The organism is Streptomyces sp. NPDC088730 (genome assembly GCF_044751215.1).
In the GTDB taxonomy this organism is placed as follows: Bacteria; Actinomycetota; Actinomycetes; order Streptomycetales; family Streptomycetaceae; genus Streptomyces.
The window spans coordinates 469,776-490,439 of sequence record NZ_JBIVLK010000001.1; the positions used below are offsets into that span (position 1 = coordinate 469,776).

Here is a 20,664-nt window from a genome sequence, read left to right on the forward strand (position 1 = left end):
ACAGAGGCACCAGGAGGCGCTGAACCAGGCGTCTCCGAGGCGAAGGGGAAGCACCTCGTGGCACGCATCGGTGATGGCGGCGACCTGCTCAAGTGCTCGTTCTGCGGAAAGAGCCAGAAGCAGGTGAAGAAGCTCATCGCGGGACCCGGTGTGTACATCTGCGACGAGTGCATTGATCTCTGCAACGAGATCATCGAGGAGGAGCTCGCGGAGACCTCCGAGGTGCGGTGGGAGGAACTTCCCAAGCCGCGCGAGATCTACGAGTTCCTCGAGGGGTACGTCGTAGGCCAGGAGCCCGCGAAGAAGGCTCTCTCGGTCGCTGTGTACAACCACTACAAGCGGGTCCAGGCGGGCGAGAACGGCGGCGGGGCGAGCCGTGACGACGCGATCGAACTCGCCAAGTCCAACATCCTGCTGCTGGGCCCCACGGGCTCGGGCAAGACCCTCCTCGCGCAGACACTGGCCCGGATGCTCAACGTCCCGTTCGCCATCGCGGACGCGACGGCGCTCACGGAGGCCGGCTACGTCGGTGAGGACGTCGAGAACATTCTGCTGAAGCTGATCCAGGCGGCCGACTACGACGTCAAGAAGGCCGAGACCGGGATCATCTACATCGACGAGATCGACAAGGTCGCCCGCAAGAGCGAGAACCCGTCGATCACCCGCGATGTCTCCGGCGAGGGCGTCCAGCAGGCCCTGCTGAAGATCCTGGAGGGCACCACCGCCTCCGTACCGCCGCAGGGCGGCCGGAAGCACCCGCACCAGGAGTTCATCCAGATCGACACGACGAACGTGCTGTTCATCGTGGGCGGCGCGTTCTCCGGCCTGGAGAAGATCATCGAGTCCAGGGCCGGCGCCAAGGGCATCGGCTTCGGCGCCACGATCCGTTCCAAGCGGGAGATCCAGGCGAGCGACCAGTTCCAGGAGGTCATGCCGGAGGACCTGGTGAAGTTCGGGATGATCCCCGAGTTCATCGGCCGCCTCCCGGTCCTGACCTCCGTCCACAACCTGGACCGCGAGGCCCTGCTCCAGATCCTCATCGAGCCGCGCAACGCCCTGGTGAAGCAGTACCAGCGGCTGTTCGAACTCGACGGTGTGGAGCTGGACTTCGAGCGTGAGGCCCTGGAGGCCATCGCGGACCAGGCGATCCTGCGCCAGACCGGCGCCCGAGGCCTGCGCGCGATCATGGAGGAGGTCCTCCAGTCGGTGATGTACGAGGTGCCGTCCCGCAAGGACGTCGCCCGGGTCGTCATCACGGCCGACGTGGTCCGCAACAACGTCAACCCGACCCTGGTCCCGCGCGAGCCGCGGACGATCGGGAAGGGCGACGACGGCCGGCACGAGAAGTCGGCGTAGCGGTGGCGTAGAGACGTACGCGAAGGGGCGCCCCGCCGGATCGAACCGGCTGGGCGCCCCTTCGCGTTGCCGGGATCAGACCTTGGTGCGGGAGGTGTTGTAGAGCTTGGCGGTGAGGCCCGCCACCTCGTCCTGAGACATGGGCTTGTTGGTCATGGCCCCACCGACGTCGAAACCGATGACAGCACCGACGGTGCTGTAGTCGGCCCAGATGCAGACGGGCATGACCATTTCCTTGGGGCCGCCCGCCGCGGTGCCGTCGGCCTTGTCGTTGGCGACCTTCATGTTCTGGCACTTCATGAGTGCGCCCTTGAAGCCGGACGGCGTGACGCTCTCGGGGCTGCCGACGAGGGAGGTCTTGGCTTCGTCGTTCTCGGACATCCCCTTCTTGGCCTGCGCGAACATGCCGTCGAGGGCCTTCGCGGGGTCGGCTACGTCACCCCAATTTCCGTACACCATGAGCATCTTGCTCATGAGCGGGTTCTTCTCGGCATCGCCGCTCGCGTACTGGGCCTGAGCCTGGTGGACGTCCTTGATGCCCAGAGCTTCGGCGTCGGACTTGTCCTTGCTCGTCATCTCATCCGAGGATGCGGCGTCGTTCTTCTTGTAGTCGTCCACCGAGGCCGCCGGCGTCAGCTTGTACCCCTTCGTGGAGTCCGCCACGTCGCTGTTGCCCGCGCCGCCGCCCGACGTCAGGAAGTACACGCCGCCGCCTATGACCGCGAGCGCCACGATCACTCCGCCGATGATCAGGCCGGTCTTCTTCTTCGGCGGCTGGGCCGGGGGGAAGCCGGGCTGCTGGCCGTAGACCGGCTGGCCGCCGTACGGGGGAGTGGGGGGCTGCTGGCCGTACGGGCCGGGCTGCTGGGCCTGCGGGTAGCCGTAGCCCGGCTGCGGGGGCTGCTGCTGCGGCGGCACGCCCTGGGGGGCCTGCTGCGGGTACCCGTAACCGGGCTGCCCCTGCGGCTGGCCCTGCGGCGGCGGGCCGCCGTAGGGGCCAGGCTGCTGGCCGTACGGTCCGGGCTGGCCCTGGGGCTGTTGTCCGTCGTACGGGCCCGGCTGGTTGAAGCTCATCTGCGGATCCCCTGTTCGTGAAGCTCATGCGTGCTTATGCGTTCCGAACATCCTGACGGACGTCCCACGTACGTGGGGCACCGGGAGGCACACCGTTACCGAACAAACCGGTTTCGGCGCATGACTGTGACGGCCCTAAACTGTGTCGCGTGACCGAGAACGCAGCGCAGCAGCCAGCCAGCCACCCCGAACTGCCGACCCAGTACACGCCGGCCGAGGTAGAGGGGAAGCTGTACGAGCGCTGGGTGGAGCGCGGCTACTTCGAGGCCGACGAGCACAGCGAGAAGCCGCCGTACTCCATCGTCATCCCGCCGCCCAACGTCACCGGCTCCCTGCACCTGGGCCACGCCTTCGAGCACACGCTGATCGACGCGCTCGTCCGCCGCAAGCGGATGCAGGGCTTCGAGGCGCTCTACCAGCCCGGTATGGACCACGCGGGCATCGCCACCCAGAACGTCGTCGAGCGCGAGCTCGCCAAGGAGGGCAAGTCCCGCCACGACCTGGGCCGCGAGGCCTTCGTCGAGCGCGTCTGGAAGTGGAAGAACGAGTCCGGTGGCCAGATCTCCGGCCAGATGCGCCGCCTGGGCGAGGGCGTCGCCTGGTCCCGTGAGCGGTTCACCATGGACGAGGGCCTGTCCAAGGCCGTCCAGACCGTCTTCAAGCGGATGTACGACGACGGGCTGATCTACCGCGCCGAGCGCATCATCAACTGGTGCCCGCGCTGTCTCACCGCGATCTCGGACATCGAGGTCGAGTACCAGGAGGACGACGGCGAGCTCGTCTCCATGAAGTACGGCGAGGGCGAAGAGACCATCGTCGTCGCCACCACCCGCGCCGAGACGATGCTCGGGGACACCGCCGTCGCGGTCCACCCCGACGACGAGCGCTACAAGCACCTGGTCGGCCGGCAGATCAAGCTGCCGCTGACCGACCGCACCATCCCGGTCGTCGCCGACCACCACGTCGACCCCGAGTTCGGCACCGGCGCCGTCAAGGTGACCCCGGCGCACGACCCGAACGACTTCGAGATCGGCAAGCGCCACGACCTGCCGTTCCTCACCGTCCTGGACGAGCGCGCCGTCATCACCGTCCCCGGCCCCTTCCAGGGCCTGGACCGGCTGGAGGCCCGCTCCGCCATCGTCGCCGCCCTGCGCGCCGAGGGCCGGATCGTGGCCGAGAAGCGGCCCTACGTCCACTCCGTCGGGCACTGCTCGCGCTGCAAGACGACCATCGAGCCGCGGCTGTCCCTCCAGTGGTGGGTCAAGGTCGAACCGCTCGCCAAGGCGGCCGGTGACGCCGTCCGCGACGGCAAGGTCAAGATCCACCCGCAGGAGATGGAGAAGCGGTACTTCGACTGGGTCGACAACCTCCACGACTGGACGATCTCGCGCCAGCTCTGGTGGGGCCACCGCATCCCCGTCTGGTACGGCCCGAACGGCGAGGTCGTCTGCCTCGGACCGGACGACGAGGCCCCGACGGGTGAGGGCTGGACGCAGGACAGCGATGTCCTGGACACCTGGTTCTCCTCCGGCCTGTGGCCCTTCTCCACGCTCGGCTGGCCCGAACAGACCGACAGCCTCGCGAAGTTCTACCCGAACTCCGTCCTGGTCACCGGCTACGACATCCTCTTCTTCTGGGTCGCCCGGATGATGATGTTCGGCCTGTACGTCAACGACGGCGTCCCGCCGTTCGGGACGATCGTGCTGCACGGCATGGTCCGCGACGAGCACGGCAAGAAGATGTCGAAGTCCTTCGGGAACGTGGTCAACCCGCTGGACTGGATGGACAAGTACGGCTCCGACGCGCTCCGCTTCACCCTGGCGCGCGGCGCCAACCCGGGCACCGACGTCCCGATCGGTGAGGAGTGGGTCCAGGGTTCCGCCAAGTTCTCCAACAAGATCTGGAACGCCACCCGCTTCGCCCTGATGAACGGCGCCACCATCGAGGGCGAGCTGCCGGACGCCGCCGAGATGTCGGTCACCGACCGGTGGATCCTGTCCCGCCTCAACAAGACCGTCGCGGAAGTCGACGCGTACTACGACGACTACCAGTTCTCCAAGCTCAGCGAGGCGCTCCGGCACTTCGCCTGGGACGAGGTCTTCGACTGGTACGTCGAGCTGTCCAAGACCACGTTCTTCGGCGGCGGCCGGTCGGCCGAGGTCTCCGGCCGGGTCCTGGGCGAGGTCCTCGACGTGATGCTGCGCCTCCTGCACCCGGTCGTCCCCTTCGTCACGGAGACGCTGTGGACCGCGCTCACCGGCCGCGAGTCCGTCGTCATCGCGGACTGGCCCGGGGACAGCGGCTTCCGGGACGACGCCGCGGAGAAGGAGATCGAGCTCGTCCAGCAGGTCGTCACCGAGGTCCGCCGCTTCCGCTCCGACCAGGGGCTCCAGCCCGGCCAGAAGGTCCCGGCCGAGCTGAACCTGACCGGTACCCCGCTCGCCGCGCACGAGGCGGCCATCCGCCAGCTGCTGCGCCTCCAGCCCGCCGGGGACGGCTTCCACGCCACCGCGTCGCTCCCCGTCGCGGGCGCCACCGTCGCGCTCGACCTGTCCGGCACGATCGACGTCGAGGCCGAGCGCAAGCGGCTGACGAAGGACCTGGAGGCGGCCCGGAAGGAGAAGGCGCAGGCCACCGGGAAGCTCGGTAACGAGGCGTTCCTGGCCAAGGCCCCGGACAACGTGGTCGACAAGATCCGCGGCCGGCTCACCAAGGCCGAGGGCGACATCGAGCGGATCACCAGCCAGCTCGCGACCCTGCCCACCAGCTGACGGCCTGCCTACGGAGCCCCCGCGAACCCGGCCCGCCCGGGAGCGCGGGGGCTCTGCCGTACGCCCCCGCCGGGCGCTGCGCGCGATGTCGCCGCCCATCCGTAGACTGGTCCTGTGAGTGAGCCCCGCCCTTCCGACCGGCACGACGCGTCCGACTCCGACGAGACCTTCGCGGAGATCGTCGACGAAGAGACCCAGCGCGACCCCGACCTGGCGGTGATCGAGGCCGGGAGCCGGACGCTGCGCGCCGCCTCCGGCCCGCCGCAGGGCGACGAGGTCCCCGCCCGCCCCACCGATCCGGAGGTGGACAGGGCGCTGCGCGCGGTGGAGCAGGAGCTCGCCGGGCGCTGGGGCGAGACCAAGCTGGAGCCGTCCGTGGCGCGCATCGCCGCGCTGATGGACATCCTCGGTGACCCGCAGCGCGCGTACCCCTCCATCCACATCACCGGTACCAACGGCAAGACGAGCACGGCCCGCATGATCGAGGGCCTGCTCGGCGCCTTCGAGCTGCGCACCGGGCGCTACACCTCGCCGCACGTCCAGTCGATCACCGAGCGGATCAGCCTGGACGGCGCCCCGATGGACGCCGAGCGGTTCGTCGAGACGTACCAGGACATCAAGCCGTACGTTGAGATGGTCGACGCCCAGCAGCCCTACCGGCTCTCCTTCTTCGAGGTGCTCACCGGCATGGCGTACGCGGCGTTCGCCGACGCGCCGGTCGATGTCGCCGTCGTCGAGGTCGGCATGGGCGGCAGCTGGGACGCGACCAACGTGATCGACTCGGCGGTCGCGGTCGTCACCCCGATCTCCCTGGACCACACCGACCGGCTGGGCTCCACGCCCGGCGAGATCGCGGTGGAGAAGGCCGGGATCATCAAGCAGGGTGCGACGGTCATCCTCGCCCAGCAGCCGGTCGACGCCGCGCAGGTGATGCTGAAGAAGGCCGTCGCGGCCGATGCCACGGTGGCCCGCGAGGGCATGGAGTTCGGCGTCGTCTCCCGGGAGATCGCGGTCGGCGGGCAGCTGCTGACGCTGCGCGGACTGGGCGGTGAGTACGACAACATCTTCCTCCCGCTGTACGGCGCCCACCAGGCGCACAACGCCGTGGTGGCGCTCTGCGCCGTCGAGGCGTTCTTCGGGATCGGCGCGGAGCAGCCCGGATCGCTCGACGCGGACATCGTCCGCAAGGCCTTCGCCGCGGTGATCTCGCCCGGCCGTCTCGAAGTCGTGCGCTCCAGTCCGACCGTCGTCCTGGACGCCGCCCACAACCCGGCCGGGGCCCTCGCCGCCGCGGAGGGGATCTCCGAGGCGTTCAGCTTCTCCCGGCTGATCGGAGTGGTCGGAGCCAGCGGCGACAAGGACGTCCGGGGACTCCTGGAGGCCTTCGAGCCGATCTTCGCCGAGGTCGTCATCACCCAGAACTCCAGCGGCCGCGCGATGGACGCCGACGAACTGGCCTCCATCGCCGTCGAGGTCTTCGGCAACGAGCGGGTCCAGGTCGAACCCCGCCTCGACGACGCGCTGGAGGCGGCGATCACCCTCGCCGAGGAAGAGGACGAGTACGCGGGCGCCGGGGTGCTGGTGACCGGATCCGTGATCACGGTCGGCGAGGCCCGGCTGCTTCTGGGAAGGCGCTGACCCACGTGCGTACGCTCTGTGCATCGACGCTGCTCGGTGAGTTCTTCGTGATCGGCTTCGCCGGACTCGTCGCGATGAAGTCCGACGACCTGTCGTCCGCGACGGTGTGGACGGTCTGCGGCATCGGCATGCTGCTCTCCGTGCTGCTCTGCGGGGTGATCACCCGTCCCGGTGGTGTGCAGCTCGGCTGGGCGCTCCAGATCGCGCTGGTCGCCAGTGGATTCGTGGTGCCGATGATGTTCATCCTCGGAGTGGTCTTCGGCGGCCTGTGGTGGGCCTCGGTGCACTACGGCCGCAAGATCGACGAGGTGAAGGCGCGCTGGGCCGCGCAGGAGGCGGCGCAGGCCCCGGCCGGCACCTGAGCCGAGTGGCTGTCGCCTCGTGGCCAAACCCGGCCGCGGGGCCTTCACCGTGCCCCTGTAATCTCGCCTCACCGCACCCGTATGCCTGACCCGTATGCCTGACCCGTATGCCTGACCCGCATTCCTGCAAGGAGCCGCACATGACCCAGCGCACCCTCGTTCTTCTCAAGCCCGACGCCGTCCGTCGCGGTCTGGTCGGCGAGATCGTCGGCCGCATCGAGCGCAAGGCCGGCTGGAAGATCACCGCGCTGGAGCTGCGTACCCTGGACCGGGCCACGCTGGAGCAGCACTACGCCGAGCACGTCGGCCGCCCGTTCTACGAGCCGCTCGTCGAGTTCATGCAGTCCGGGCCCGTGGTCGCTCTGGTGGCCGAAGGCGAGCGGGTGATCGAGGGCGTCCGCGCGCTGGCCGGTCCGACCGACCCGATCGCCGCCGCGCCCGGATCGATCCGTGGCGACTTCGGTACGATCACCCGGGAGAACCTCATCCACGCCTCGGACTCGGAGGAGTCCGCGGAGCGAGAAATGAAGCTGTTCTTTCCGGGACTCTCCTGACCTTCGCTCCGCCAAACAGCGCTCATGACCTGGGGCGACCGAAGTAATTCGGTCGCCCTTCGGCATAGGGTCACCGATCGCGGGAACGCATCCCTCCGACGTAACGTCACCATGAGTGGGACGGCCACCCGTTCTGCTCAACAAGGCGAAGGACCCTCGCGCTGTGTCGGTGTATCCGGCACTACGATGGAAGCTTCCACGCCCGCAGCGCTCATCTCGCCTACCAAAACAAGCCATCACCGCTTTCACTTGGGAAGGCCCGACGCATCCTCATGGGGAACAAGGGGAACTCAATGTCGTTCATCGGCCGTGACATGGCTATCGACCTCGGGACTGCCAACACGCTGGTGTACGTCAGGGGGCGCGGCATCGTTCTGAACGAGCCGTCCGTCGTGGCCATCAACACCAACACCGGCGGCATCCTGGCGGTCGGCGCCGAGGCAAAGAAGATGATCGGCCGTACACCGGGCAACATCGTTGCCGTACGGCCACTGAAGGACGGCGTGATCGCCGACTTCGAGATCACGGAGCGGATGCTCCGCTACTTCATCCTGAAGATCCACAAGCGCCGCTACCTGGCCCGCCCGCGGGTCGTCGTCTGTGTGCCCTCCGGCATCACAGGGGTCGAGCGACGCGCCGTCATCGAGGCGTCGACGCAGGCCGGCGCCCGCCAGGTGCACATCATCGAGGAGCCCATGGCGGCGGCCATCGGCTCCGGCCTGCCGGTCCACGAGGCCACCGGCAACATGGTCGTCGACATCGGTGGCGGCACCACGGAGGTCGCGGTCATCTCGCTCGGCGGGATCGTCACCGCCCAGTCGATCCGGGTCGCCGGTGACGAGCTGGACAACGCGATCATCCAGCACATCAAGAAGGAGTACTCGCTCCTCCTCGGTGAGCGCACGGCAGAGCAGATCAAGATCACCATCGGTTCGGCGTTCGAGCTGGAGAAGGACGAGCACACCGAGATCCGCGGCCGCGACCTCGTCTCCGGCTTGCCCAAGACCGTGGTCATCTCCGCGACCGAGGTCCGCAAGGCGATCGAGGAGCCGGTCAACGCGATCGTCGACGCGGTCAAGACGACGCTCGACAAGTGCCCGCCGGAGCTCTCCGGCGACGTCATGGACCGGGGCATCGTCCTCACCGGCGGCGGCGCGCTGCTGCGCGGCCTCGACGAGCGGCTCCGGCACGAGACGGGCATGCCGATCCACATCGCGGAAGACCCGCTGGACTCCGTCGCGCTCGGATCCGGCAAGTGCGTCGAGGAGTTCGAGGCGCTCCAGCAGGTGCTGGACGCCCAGCCCCGACGGTAGAACTCACGCGAGCCTCCGCGCGGACACTGCCGCTCCGCGCGGAGGATCGTTGATATACAGGCACGAACATTCCTACGAGGAAGGCACGGCCGCCGCACGTGAGGGACACACGAGAGAGCCGGCTGCTCCTGGTGCTGCTGATCGCCATCGCTTTCGCACTGATCACGGTGGACATCCGCGGTGGCGAGGCGTCGCCGGTGGACGGCGCCCGGCAGGCCGCCTCCACGGTCTTCGGACCGGTCGAGAACGGGGTCGCGTCAGCCGTCGACCCCGTGGGCAACGCCATAGGGGCGGTACGCGCCTCCGGCGCCCGGCACGACAAGATCGCCGCTCTGGAGCAGCAGAACGCCGCGCTGAAGGCCAAGCTCGGCAGCGACGACCAGAACCGCAGCAGGGTCCGCGAGCTCGACAAGATGCTCAAGAAGTCGGGCGCCGGACAGTACGGCATCAAGGCCGCCGAGGTCATCGCCATAGGAGCGGCCCAGGGCTTCTCCTGGACGGTCACCATCGACGCCGGCTCCAAGGACGGTCTCAAGCGCGACATGACCGTCCTCAACGGCGACGGACTCGTCGGCAGGGTCACCACCGTCGGCCCGGACACCGCGACGGTGCTCCTCGCCAACGACCCCGACTTCACCGTCGGCACCCGGATGGAGGCCACCGACGAACTCGGCTTCGCCACCGGCCAGGGCTCGCGCCCGATGGCCGTCCAGTTCCTGAACGGCAAGGCGAAGGTCAGGAAGGGCGACCGGCTCGTCACGTTCGGGTCCAGCAAGGACAAGCCGTTCGTGCCCGGCGTACCCGTCGGCGAGGTCGTCCGGGTCGACCCGTCGGGCGGCGACCTGACCCGCACGGTCTACGTCCGCCCGTACGTGGGCTTCACCAAGCTCGACATCGTCGGCATCGTCGTCCAGGCCCCGCGCGAGGACCCCCGCGACGCGGTCCTGCCGAAGAAGCCGGCCAAGCCCGCCAAGCCGAAGCCCACCCCGACGGTCACCGTCACCATCTCGCCCAACGGCGACCTCGTGGACACCAACGGCAACGTCGTCGGGAACATCCACGAGAGCGCGGACCCCAGCGGCAGCCCGGACCCCAGCCCCAGCGGGAACGCCACCCCGAACGCCGACAACGCGGTAAACGAACAGAGGTAGAGCTGATCCCCATGCACGTCAACCGGACTCTGCTCTCCATCGCCCTGGTCGTGCTCGCGCTCGTCGTCCAGGTCTCCGTACTCGCCCGGCTCCAGCTGCCCGGCGCGGTGCCCGATCTGCTCCTCATGGTCGTTCTCGGACTGGCCTTCGTCTACGGCCACGTCAGCGGCGCCCTCATCGGCTTCGGTGCGGGGCTGCTCGCCGACCTCGCGCCGCCGGCCGACCACGCGGCCGGCCGGTACGCCCTGGTCCTCTGCGTCATCGGCTACCTCGCCGGACTGGTCAAGCCGGAGAACGGCCAGCTCAAGTCGGCCGTGACGCCGATGGCCGTGGTCGTCGCGGCGGCGATCGGATCGACCCTGCTGTACGCGGGGGTCGGCGCGCTCGTCGGGGACACGGCCGCCCGCCATGTGGGGCTCGGCAGCCTGCTGTTCACCGCGGCCGTCTACGACCTGCTGCTCGCGCCGTTCACGGTGCCCCTGATCATGGCGATGGCCAGACGCACGGTGAACGACCCCCTCACCGAGTCCTCCTCCGGCGGCAAGGACGCCACGGCGGGCTGGCTCGCGGCGGGCACCGGCCTGCGCATCGGCAACCAGCGCGGCGGACTCCGCGTCAAGGCCGCCCGGAACCGGGCGGCGCGCGCCGGACGCATCAAGGGAGTCAAGCGACTGTGAGCCCGCAATCCCCGGGGACCGCCCACCGCGCCCCCCGCCCGACCACCACCGGGGGCGCCCCGTGACCAACATCCCGGAGACGGGCCGGACCCAGCGGGTCCAGATCCGCCTCGTCGTCATCCAGGTCCTCGTCTTCTCCCTGCTGCTCACCCTCGGCGGCCGCCTCTGGTACCTCCAGATCCGCAACGGCCAGGAGTACTCCGACGAGGCGAAGAACAACCACGTCCAGCAGGTCGTCCAGCCCGCCGCCCGCGGCTCCATCCTCGACGCCCGCGGCGTGCCGCTGGCCGACAACGAGACCCGGCTCGTCGTCTCCGCCAGCCGCACCGAGCTGCTGAAGACGGACGACGACGGCAAGGACGTGCTGACCCGGCTGGCCGGCGTCCTGGACATGAAGCCCAAGGACGTCATCGACAAGGTCCGGCTCTGCGACGCGAAGACCCCGCAGCCCTGCTGGAACGGTTCGCCCTACCAGCCGATCCCGGTCACCGACGAGGCCACCACCCAGCAGGCCCTGACGATCCGCGAGCGCGCCGAGGACTTCCCCGGCATCACCGCGGAGCCCACCGCCGTCCGCCGCTACGCCGCACCCGGCAAGGCCAACACCGCACAGGTCCTCGGCTACCTCTCGCCCGTCACCGACGACGAGATCACCAAGGCCCAGGACAGCGACTCGCCCTACCTGCGCTCCGACCAGGTCGGCCGCTCCGGCCTGGAGCGCACGTACGACAAGGAGCTGCGCGGCAAGGCGGGCGTCACCCGCTACGAGGTCGACAACCTCGGCCGGGTCATCGGCCAGGCCAAGAACGACAAGGCGGAGGCCGGCGCCAGCGTCATCACCTCGATCGACGCCCGGGTCCAGGCCGTCGCGGAGTACGAGCTCAACCAGGCCATGAAGACGGCCCGCACCGAGTTCGACACCAACACCGGCGAGAACTACAAGGCCGACTCCGGCGCCGTCGTCGTCATGGAGGCCAAGACCGGCCGGGTCGTCTCGATGGCCTCGCTGCCCAATTACGACCCCAACGCCTGGGTCGGCGGCATCTCCGGCAAGGACTACGCCAAGCTCACCGGCAAGAACTCCAACTTCCCGCTGCTGAACCGGGCCATCCAGGGCCAGGCCGCCCCCGGCTCCATCTTCAAGGTCATCTCCTCGACCGCCGCGGTCAACGCCGGATACCCCTTCGACGGCAACTACCCCTGCCCCAGCTCGTACTCCATCGGCGGCCAGACCTTCAAGAACTTCGAGTCCCAGGGCTACGGCGACATCACCATCGGCCGCGCCCTGGAGGTCTCCTGCGACACCGTGTACTACGGCATCGCGCACAAGGAGTGGCAGAAGGACGGCGGGAACAACCCGAAGACGAAGCCCAACGACTGGTTCTACAAGACCGCCCACCAGTTCGGCCTGGGCAAGGAGACCGGCATCGACCTCCCCAACGAGGTCAGCGGCCGGGTCCCGGACCGCGAGTGGAAGAAGAACTTCGCCAAGGCCAACCACGACTCCTGGTGCAAGCAGGGCAAGAAGGACGGCACGTACGTCGAGAAGATCGCCTACGAGAACTGCCTCGAAGGCGACAAGATGCGTGCCGGTGACTCGGTCAACTACTCGATCGGGCAGGGCGACACCCTCGTCACGCCGATACAGATGGCGACCATCTACGCGGCGATCTCCAACGGCGGCACCCTCTACAACCCCACCGTCGGCAAGGCGATCGTCAGCGGCGACGGCAAGAACGTCCAGGAGATCAAGCCCAAGTCGCACGGCAAGCTGCCCTTCACCCAGAAGACCCGCAACGAGATCGACGGAGCCCTCGCGGGTGTCGCGACCCGCGGCTCCGCCGCCTGGCGGTTCGGCGGCTGGCCGCAGGACAAGATCCCGATGCACGCCAAGACGGGTACGGCCGAGGTCTACGGCAAGCAGACGACCTCGTGGTTCGCCACCTATACCAAGGACTACACGGTCGTCATGACGATCTCCCAGGGCGGTACGGGCTCCGGCGCCTCCGGGCCCGCCGTGCGCAACATCTACAACGCGATCTACGGTCTCGACGCCACGGGCAAGCAGGACCTCAAGAAGGCCCTGCTGCCGGCCCCGCAGAAGTCCCTGCCGAAGATCCAGCAGGACGGCACCATCGAGACCCCGAAGATCAAGCCGTACGACCCGAACTCGGGCAAGCCGCCGGCCGAGCAGACACTCGCCGCGATCGTGGGGAGGCGCGACTGATGGCCGGCTTCTCCGTCCAGCGGTACGCCCCCGAGCGCTCGGCCTGGGGCCGGCTCACCGCGCGGGACTCCGTGGTCCGCCGGCTCGACTGGCCGCTGCTCGGGTCCGCGCTCGCGCTCTCGCTCATCGGCTCGATACTGGTCTACTCGGCCACCAGGGGGCGGGATTCGCTCACCCACGGCGACCCGTACTACTTCCTCTTCCGGCACGCCCTCAACACCGGCATCGGCTTCGCCCTGATGGTCGGCACGATCTGGCTCGGCCACCGCACCCTGCGCGGCGCGGTGCCGGTCCTGTACGGCCTGTCCGTACTCCTCGTGATGGCGGTCCTCACCCCGCTCGGCGCCACCGTCAACGGCGCCCACGCCTGGATCCTGCTGCCCGGCGGCTTCTCGCTCCAGCCCTCGGAGTTCACCAAGATCACGATCATTCTCGGCATGGCGATGCTGCTCGCCGCCCGGGTCGACGCGGGCGACCAGCCGCACCCCGACCACCGGACCGTCGCCAAGGCCCTCGGGCTGGCGGCAGTCCCGATGATCGTCGTCATGGGCATGCCGGACCTCGGTTCAGTGATGGTCATGGTCGTGATCGTGCTCGGTGTGCTGCTCGCCTCCGGGGCGTCGAACCGCTGGATCTTCGGAATCCTCGGCGCGGGCACCGCGGGCGCCGTCGCCATCTGGCAGCTCGGGCTCCTCGACGACTACCAGATCGCCCGGTTCGCGGCCTTCGCCAACCCGGCGCTCGACCCGGCCGGCGTGGGCTACAACACCAACCAGGCCCGGATCGCGATCGGCTCCGGCGGCCTCTCCGGCACCGGCCTCTTCCAGGGCACCCAGACCACCGGCCAGTTCGTCCCCGAGCAGCAGACCGACTTCGTCTTCACCGTCGCGGGCGAGGAGCTCGGCTTCCTCGGCGCCGGACTGATCCTGGTCCTGCTCGGCGTCATCCTGTGGCGCGCCTGCCGCATCGCCCGGGAGACCACCGAGCTGTACGGGACGATCGTCGCCGCCGGGATCATCGCCTGGTTCGCCTTCCAGGCCTTCGAGAACATCGGCATGACGCTCGGCATCATGCCGGTCGCCGGACTGCCACTGCCGTTCGTCTCCTACGGAGGGTCCTCGATGTTCGCCATCTGGGTGGCCATCGGACTGCTCCAGTCGATCAGGGTGCAACGGCCGATAACGGCCTGAGCCGTTGCGGGGCCCCTGCCCAAGTGGGGACATCACGTCTAGATTCGACTCATGGCGGACTCGAAGCGCGAGATCGAGCGGAAGTACGAAGCCACCGACGCCACCCGGCTGCCCGACCTGAGCCGGGTGGCCGGCGTCTCGGCCGTCGACCACCTGGGCGTCAGCGAACTCGACGCCGTCTACTACGACACCGAGGACCTGCGGCTCGCGGCGGACTCCCTCACCCTGCGCCGCCGCACCGGCGGGGCCGACGCGGGCTGGCACCTCAAACTCCCGGTCGCCACCGGCGTCCGCGACGAGATCAGGGCCCCGCTCTCCGACACCCTGCCGCCCGAACTCGCCGCGCTGATCCGCTCCCGGGTCCGTGACGCCCCGGTCGTCCCCGTCGTCCGGCTCCGCTCCGCCCGCGACGTCCACCACCTGACCGGTCCCGACGGCGCGCTGCTCGCCGAGGTCAGCGTGGACCGGGTCCGGGCCGAGCGGCTGCGCGGCGGCAGCGCCCGCACCACCCGTACCGCCTGGACGGAGATCGAGGCCGAACTCGCCGACGACGGCGACCCGGCGTTCCTCGACGCCGTCGAACGGCGGCTCCGCAAGGCCGGGGCACGGCCCTCCGCCTCGCCGTCCAAGCTGGCACGGGCACTGGCCGAGACCGGCCCGAAGCGGAAACCGGCCGGCGAAGGGTCCCGGCCGCGCACCGCGGGCGACCACGTCCTCGCCTACGTACGCCACCAGATCACCGCGATCGTCGCCCTCGACCCGGCCGTGCGCCGCGGTCTGCCCGACTCGGTGCACCGGATGCGGGTCGCCACCCGCAGACTGCGCAGCGCCTTCAGGACGCACCGCAAGATCCTCGACCCGACCGTCACCGGCCCGGTGGCCGAGGAGCTGAAGTGGCTCGCGGCGGAGCTGGGCACCGACCGCGACCAGGAGGTCCTGGACGGACGGCTGCGCGCCCGGCTGGAGGAGCTGCCCCACACCCTGGTCCTGGGGCCGGTCCGGGGCCGGCTGCGGATCTGGTCGGTGGCCGGCGGTACCGGCTCCCGACTCCGCACCGCCGCCGTACTCGACGGCAGCCGCTACCTGACGCTGCTGGGGACCCTGGACGCGCTGCTCGCGGAGCCGCCCCTGCTGGCCGCCGCGGCGAAGCCGCCCGGCAAGGCGCTGCCGCGCGCCGTGCACAAGGACCACCGGCGCCTCGCACACCGCATCGCCCACGCCCTGGAGCTGCCGCCGGGACCGCAGCGCGACATCGCCCTGCACGAGGCGCGCAAGGCGGCGAAACGCGCGCGCTACGCGGCCGAGGCCGCCCGCCCCGCGCTCGGGAAGCCTGCCCGGAAGTCCGTGCAGCGGCTGAAGGCCGTGCAGGGTGTCCTGGGCGACCACCAGGACAGCGTGGTGGCCCGCGAGGCCCTGCGCGCCCTCGCCGTCCAGGCACAGCTGTCCGGCGAGCCCTCGTTCACCTGGGGGCTGCTGTACGGGCGGGAGGAGCGGACGGCGGCGGCACGCGAACGGGAACTGCCCGGGGTCTGGGCCGCGGCAGCCAGGGCGGAGATCCGGACGGCACGGGAAAGCTGAGCGTCGCGGTACGCTGGATGGTCATCCTTGCCGGCTCTCGAAAGTTCGCGATGTCTGTCGATTCGGTCTTCCCACAGCTCGAAGCTCTGCTCCCGCATGTGCAGAAGCCCATCCAGTACGTCGGCGGTGAGCTCAACTCCACCGTCAAGCCGTGGGACGAGTGCGACGTCCGCTGGGCCCTGATGTACCCGGACGCGTACGAGGTCGGACTCCCCAACCAGGGCGTCATGATCCTCTACGAGGTGCTCAACGAGCGCCAGGGCGTCCTCGCGGAGCGCACCTACAGCGTCTGGCCGGACCTGGAGGAGCTGATGCGCGAGCACCAGGTGCCCCAGTTCACGGTGGACGGACACCGCCCGGTCAAGGCGTTCGACGTCTTCGGGCTGAGCTTCTCCACCGAACTCGGCTACACCAACATGCTCACCGCGCTCGACCTGGCCGGCATCCCGCTGGCCGCGAAGGACCGGGGCCTGGACGACCCGATCGTGCTCGCGGGCGGCCACGCCGCGTTCAACCCCGAGCCGATCGCGGAGTTCATCGACTGCGCGGTCATCGGGGACGGCGAGCAGGCCGTCCTGGAGATCACCGAGATCATCCGCGCCTGGAAGGCCGAGGGCCGCCCCGGCGGCCGCGAGGAGGTGCTCTTCCGCCTCGCGAGGACCGGTGGCGTGTACGTCCCCGGCTTCTACGACGTCGAGTACCTCCCGGACGGCCGCATCGGCCGCGTCGTGCCGAACAAGTCCGGCGTGCCGTGGCGGGTGTCCAAGCACACGGTCATGGACCTCGACGAGTGGCCCTACCCCAAGCAGCCGCTCGTCCCGCTCGCCGAGACCGTCCACGAGCGGATGTCCGTGGAGATCTTCCGCGGCTGCACCCGCGGCTGCCGTTTCTGCCAGGCCGGCATGATCACGCGCCCCGTGCGGGAGCGAAGCATCACCGGCATCGGCGAGATGGTGGAGAAGGGCCTCAAGGCGACCGGCTTCGAGGAGGTCGGCCTGCTCTCGCTCTCCTCCGCGGACCACTCCGAGATCGGTGACATCGCCAAGGGCCTCGCGGACCGCTACACGGACGACAAGATCGGCCTCTCGCTGCCCTCCACCCGCGTCGACGCGTTCAACGTGGACCTGGCCAACGAGCTGACCCGCAACGGCCGCCGCTCCGGTCTCACCTTCGCCCCCGAGGGCGGCTCCGAGCGCATGCGCAAGGTCATCAACAAGATGGTCTCGGAGGAGGACCTGATCCGGACCGTCGCCACCGCGTACGGCAACGGCTGGCGGCAGGTGAAGCTGTACTTCATGTGCGGTCTGCCCACCGAGACCGACGAGGACGTCCTGCAGATCGGGGACATGGCGGTCAACGTCATCGCCAAGGGCCGCGAGGTCTCCGGACAGAACGACATCCGCTGCACCGTCTCCATCGGCGGCTTCGTGCCCAAGCCGCACACCCCGTTCCAGTGGGCCCCGCAGCTCGGCGTCGAGGAGACCGACGCCCGGCTGGCCAAGCTCCGGGACAAGATCCGCGGCGACAAGAAGTACGGCCGCTCGATCGGCTTCCGCTACCACGACGGCAAGCCCGGCATCGTCGAGGGCCTGCTCTCCCGCGGTGACCGCCGGGTCGGTTCCGTCATCCGCGCGGTCTACGAGGCGGGCGGCCGCTTCGACGGCTGGCGCGAGCACTTCAGCTACGACCTGTGGATGAAGAGCGCGGAGAAGACGCTGCCCGGCTTCGGTGTCGACGTCGACTGGTACACCACCCGCGAGCGGACGTACGAGGAGGTCCTGCCCTGGGACCACCTGGACTCCGGCCTCGACAAGGACTGGCTGTGGGAGGACTGGCAGGACTCGCTCGACGAGACCGAGGTCGAGGACTGCCGCTGGACCCCGTGCTTCGACTGCGGGGTGTGCCCGCAGCTGGACCTCGACATCCAGATCGGCCCGACGGGCAAGAAGCTCCTCCCGCTGACGGTCGTGAAGTGACACCGTCCTGAAGTGCCACCGTCCGGCTCCGGCCGGGTGACAGCTCGATGACGAAGGCCCGGCCCGGGAAACCCCGGGGCCGGGCCTTCGCGTCGTGCAGTGCATGGACTACGGAGAGCACCCGGCCCCCGCGCGGTACGAGAGCGGCGACGGCTGTCTGACCACCCTCATCCGGATTCCGGTGCGGATCGTGGTCCTCGTGCTCGTCCTGCCGGTCCGGATGGTGTGGGACGTGCTCGTCGCCTCCGCCCGCGCCGTGGAGCGCACCCTGCTCCGGCCGCTGGGGCGGGCGCTGTCCCGGCTGTTCCACGTCCTGGTGGCCGTTCCGGCCGGATGGCTGTGGGAGTGGGTGCTGACGCCTCTGGGCCACGGGCTCCGGTGGCTGGCGCGGGCGGTCCTCGTGTGGCCGTGGACCGCGCTCTGGCGGTACGTCGTGGTGCCCGTGGCGCGGTACGGGATCGCCGTCCCGCTCGGGTGGCTGTACACGGCGGTCCTCACCCCGCTCGGGCACGGGCTGCGCTGGGTGTACCAGGCGCTGCTCGCTCCCGCCGGACGCGGTGTCCGTACGGCGGCCCGATGGCTGCTCACCGTCCTGCTCGTGTGGCCGGTGGCGGGCGTGTGGCGGTACGTCCTGGTGCCACTGGGGCTGGCGGCCGCCTGGCTGGTGCGGTACCTGGTGGTCCTGCCCGCCGGGTGGACGTACCGGGAACTGCTCACCCCGCTGGGCCGCGGCACCGCCTGGCTCCTCGGTCTGCTGGCCCGTGGCGTCGCCGCCGGTTTTCGGGGGGTGTGGGCCGGTCTCCGGCTGCTGGTGCTGGTGCTTCTCGTCACTCCGCTGGTCCGGGGCTACCAGTGGGTGCTCGTCCCCGTGGGCCGGGAGGTCGCGGCCGCGTTCCGGTTCGCCTGGCGCGCCGCCGGATTCGTCTCGCGGGCCGTCGGCCGGGGGCTGGCCCGGCTGGCGTGGTACCTGGTAGGGGCGCCGGTGGCCTGGGCCTACCGCACGGTGTGCACCCCCGTCGGACACCTCGTGCGCCGAGCCGTGTGGGCCCCGGTCCGGCGGGCGGCCGTCGCGGCGGGCCGGACCGCCCGGGACACGCTGCGCACCGCCCGCGAAACCGTGCGCCGGGCGCGCCGCGACGCGTGGCGGGCGCTGGTCGGCGGGCCCCGCGTGCCCGAGCCCCGGGAACCGGACGGGCTCGTTGCGCGTACTCTGGGTAGTACAACGACTGTGCCCAGCGCGGCGCCCGAACCAGAGATCTCCCTGCACGGCGGGAAAGCCGCCCAGCGGGGGTGAGCCGGAGCGGACACCCCGGGCCACCCGTATTTCGTGGGCGGTGCGCCACCGCGTCCGCCCCGCACCGAGGAGAAGAACCACTGGGCAAGCGACAGCCCGAAGGTCCGCCGCCCGCACCGGCAGTGCAGCGCGTTCGTCTGCGCTACACCAAGCGCGGCCGCCTCCGGTTCACCAGTCACCGTGACTTCCAGCGTGCCTTCGAGCGGGCGTTGCGCCGCTCCGAGGTGCCCATGGCCTATTCGGCGGGCTTCACCCCGCACCCCAAGGTGTCCTACGCCAATGCCGCCCCCACCGGCACGGGCAGCGAGGCCGAGTTCCTGGAGATCGCCCTCACAGAGGCGCGTGACCCCGATGTCCTGCGCGAGCTGCTGAACGACTCGCTGCCGGACGGGCTCGACATCACGGACGCCGTGGAGGCCCGCACCTCGGGCCTCGCCGACCGGCTGACCGCCTCCGTCTGGGAGATGCGGCTGGACGGGGTCTCCCCGGAGGAGGCCGAGAAGGCCGTGGCCGCCTTCAACGGGGCCGAGACCGTCGAGGTCCAGCGCCGTACGAAGAACGGCGTGCGCAGCTTCGACGCCCGTTCCGCCGTGGTGGAGCTGCGGGCCCTTGATCAACAGCCTGATAGGCCCGAGGTCAAGGCCTGTGCGATACTGCGGCTGGTTGTTCGGCACGTGACACCTGCCGTACGGCCTGACGACGTCCTGTCCGGTCTCCGCGTTGTGGCCGACCTGGCGCCGCCTGTCCCCGCTGCGGTGACGAGGCTGGCGCAGGGGCTCTTCGACGAGGAGTCCGGCACGGTGACCGACCCGCTCGCGCCTGACCGCGAGGCAGCCCCGGCCGTTCTACCCATGGCCACCGGGACCGCCGTCGCGACGGCGCCGGAAGGTGCGGGCACCGCGTAAGGCGGTCGTTGGAGCGCAGCCCTCGGACTCGGGAGCCACCTGGTCCGGGCCGCGCGCAGACCCATAAGACTTTCGCCAGGCCGTGCGCACACCGTGTACGGAACCGGCGAGCCAGACATTCAGCCCCCGTGCGGCGCCCGCGCCCCGGACGGCGGTACCGCGTACACCTCGCGGACCGTGCCGGACCGGAATCAGACGCGGCGCCCGGGAGCGCGACGGGAGAACCGCCCGCATGCAAGAGCCCACCGAACCCGGCACGACCGGGAACGCAGAAGACAGCAACACCCCCGGGGACAAGCTGCCGCCGCGCCGCAGGCGCCGCGCGGCGTCCCGGCCGGCCGGCCCGCCCTCGGGCGGCGCACCGGGCGCGGCCGACGCGCCGGCCATACCGGCCGTTGACGCCGGAGAGTCGGACCCCAGCACCGGGAACAACAGCGAGACCGAGGCCGCCCCGCCGGTCCGGGCCCGCCGCCGCGCGGTACGCAAGGCGACCGCTCCGGCGGGTGCTCCGCAGGCCGCTGAGGCTGTGGAGATCGTGGAGGAGCCCGCCGCGGTGGCGAGCCCCGAGCCCGTCGCGGACGAGCCGGTTGCGCAGAGC

General features: G+C 70.1%; 16 protein-coding genes. 15 read left to right on the forward strand and 1 reads right to left on the reverse strand.

The window, feature by feature from the left end:
• Positions 1-57: 57 nt before the first annotated feature.
• Positions 58-1,356, forward strand: a complete 1,299-nt coding sequence (gene clpX / locus ACIP89_RS02005) for an ATP-dependent Clp protease ATP-binding subunit ClpX (protein ID WP_401922122.1) — start codon at positions 58-60, stop codon at positions 1,354-1,356.
• Between the two features lie 75 nt (positions 1,357-1,431).
• Here clpX and ACIP89_RS02010 read toward each other — a convergent pair whose 3' ends face one another.
• A complete protein-coding gene (locus tag ACIP89_RS02010; protein WP_402112452.1) occupies positions 1,432-2,430 on the reverse strand; it encodes a hypothetical protein in 999 nt (332 codons plus the stop codon).
• Between the two features lie 149 nt (positions 2,431-2,579).
• On the opposite strand from ACIP89_RS02010, the gene ACIP89_RS02015 reads away from it, so the two are divergent.
• The 14 genes from ACIP89_RS02015 to ACIP89_RS02080 all read left to right on the forward strand — a co-directional run.
• Positions 2,580-5,201, forward strand: coding sequence for a valine--tRNA ligase (locus ACIP89_RS02015; protein WP_402112453.1), 2,622 nt, complete (start codon positions 2,580-2,582; stop codon positions 5,199-5,201).
• A 114-nt stretch (positions 5,202-5,315) separates the two neighbouring features.
• Entirely contained in the window at positions 5,316-6,839 is a 1,524-nt protein-coding gene (locus ACIP89_RS02020; RefSeq protein ID WP_401921491.1) for a bifunctional folylpolyglutamate synthase/dihydrofolate synthase, read from the forward strand.
• Positions 6,840-6,844: 5 nt separating this feature from the next.
• Complete coding sequence (locus ACIP89_RS02025; RefSeq protein WP_024492991.1) at positions 6,845-7,201, forward strand: DUF4233 domain-containing protein; 357 nt, start codon at positions 6,845-6,847, stop codon at positions 7,199-7,201.
• 140 nt (positions 7,202-7,341) lie between these two features.
• The gene (ndk, locus tag ACIP89_RS02030; RefSeq protein WP_024492992.1) at positions 7,342-7,755 is read left to right on the forward strand and encodes a nucleoside-diphosphate kinase; all 414 of its coding nucleotides are present in this window, start codon (positions 7,342-7,344) and stop codon (positions 7,753-7,755) included.
• Between the two features lie 293 nt (positions 7,756-8,048).
• On the forward strand, positions 8,049-9,068 hold the full coding sequence (locus ACIP89_RS02035) for a rod shape-determining protein (RefSeq protein WP_024492993.1): 1,020 nt from the start codon (positions 8,049-8,051) through the stop codon (positions 9,066-9,068).
• 98 nt (positions 9,069-9,166) lie between these two features.
• Entirely contained in the window at positions 9,167-10,219 is a 1,053-nt protein-coding gene (gene mreC, locus ACIP89_RS02040) for a rod shape-determining protein MreC (RefSeq protein ID WP_401921490.1), read from the forward strand.
• Between the two features lie 11 nt (positions 10,220-10,230).
• Positions 10,231-10,896, forward strand: a complete 666-nt coding sequence (gene mreD / locus ACIP89_RS02045; RefSeq protein ID WP_401921489.1) for a rod shape-determining protein MreD — start codon at positions 10,231-10,233, stop codon at positions 10,894-10,896.
• 61 nt (positions 10,897-10,957) lie between these two features.
• Positions 10,958-13,123 (forward strand): penicillin-binding protein 2, encoded by a 2,166-nt coding sequence (mrdA, locus tag ACIP89_RS02050; RefSeq protein WP_401921488.1) that lies wholly within the window; start codon positions 10,958-10,960, stop codon positions 13,121-13,123.
• The gene (rodA, locus tag ACIP89_RS02055) at positions 13,123-14,313 is read left to right on the forward strand and encodes a rod shape-determining protein RodA (RefSeq protein WP_402112455.1); all 1,191 of its coding nucleotides are present in this window, start codon (positions 13,123-13,125) and stop codon (positions 14,311-14,313) included. Before mrdA ends, rodA begins: the two co-directional genes overlap by 1 nt.
• A gap of 51 nt (positions 14,314-14,364) precedes the next feature.
• Complete coding sequence (locus ACIP89_RS02060) at positions 14,365-15,891, forward strand: CHAD domain-containing protein (protein ID WP_402112458.1); 1,527 nt, start codon at positions 14,365-14,367, stop codon at positions 15,889-15,891.
• A gap of 50 nt (positions 15,892-15,941) precedes the next feature.
• Positions 15,942-17,867, forward strand: a complete 1,926-nt coding sequence (locus tag ACIP89_RS02065; protein ID WP_401922131.1) for a TIGR03960 family B12-binding radical SAM protein — start codon at positions 15,942-15,944, stop codon at positions 17,865-17,867.
• A gap of 103 nt (positions 17,868-17,970) precedes the next feature.
• Entirely contained in the window at positions 17,971-19,161 is a 1,191-nt protein-coding gene (locus tag ACIP89_RS02070; RefSeq protein WP_402112460.1) for a hypothetical protein, read from the forward strand.
• Positions 19,162-19,283: 122 nt separating this feature from the next.
• The gene (locus ACIP89_RS02075; RefSeq protein WP_402112462.1) at positions 19,284-20,066 is read left to right on the forward strand and encodes a TIGR03936 family radical SAM-associated protein; all 783 of its coding nucleotides are present in this window, start codon (positions 19,284-19,286) and stop codon (positions 20,064-20,066) included.
• Positions 20,067-20,298: 232 nt separating this feature from the next.
• Positions 20,299-20,664, forward strand: a 366-nt coding sequence (locus tag ACIP89_RS02080) for a hypothetical protein (protein ID WP_402112465.1), incomplete at its 3' end; no start/stop codon positions are given.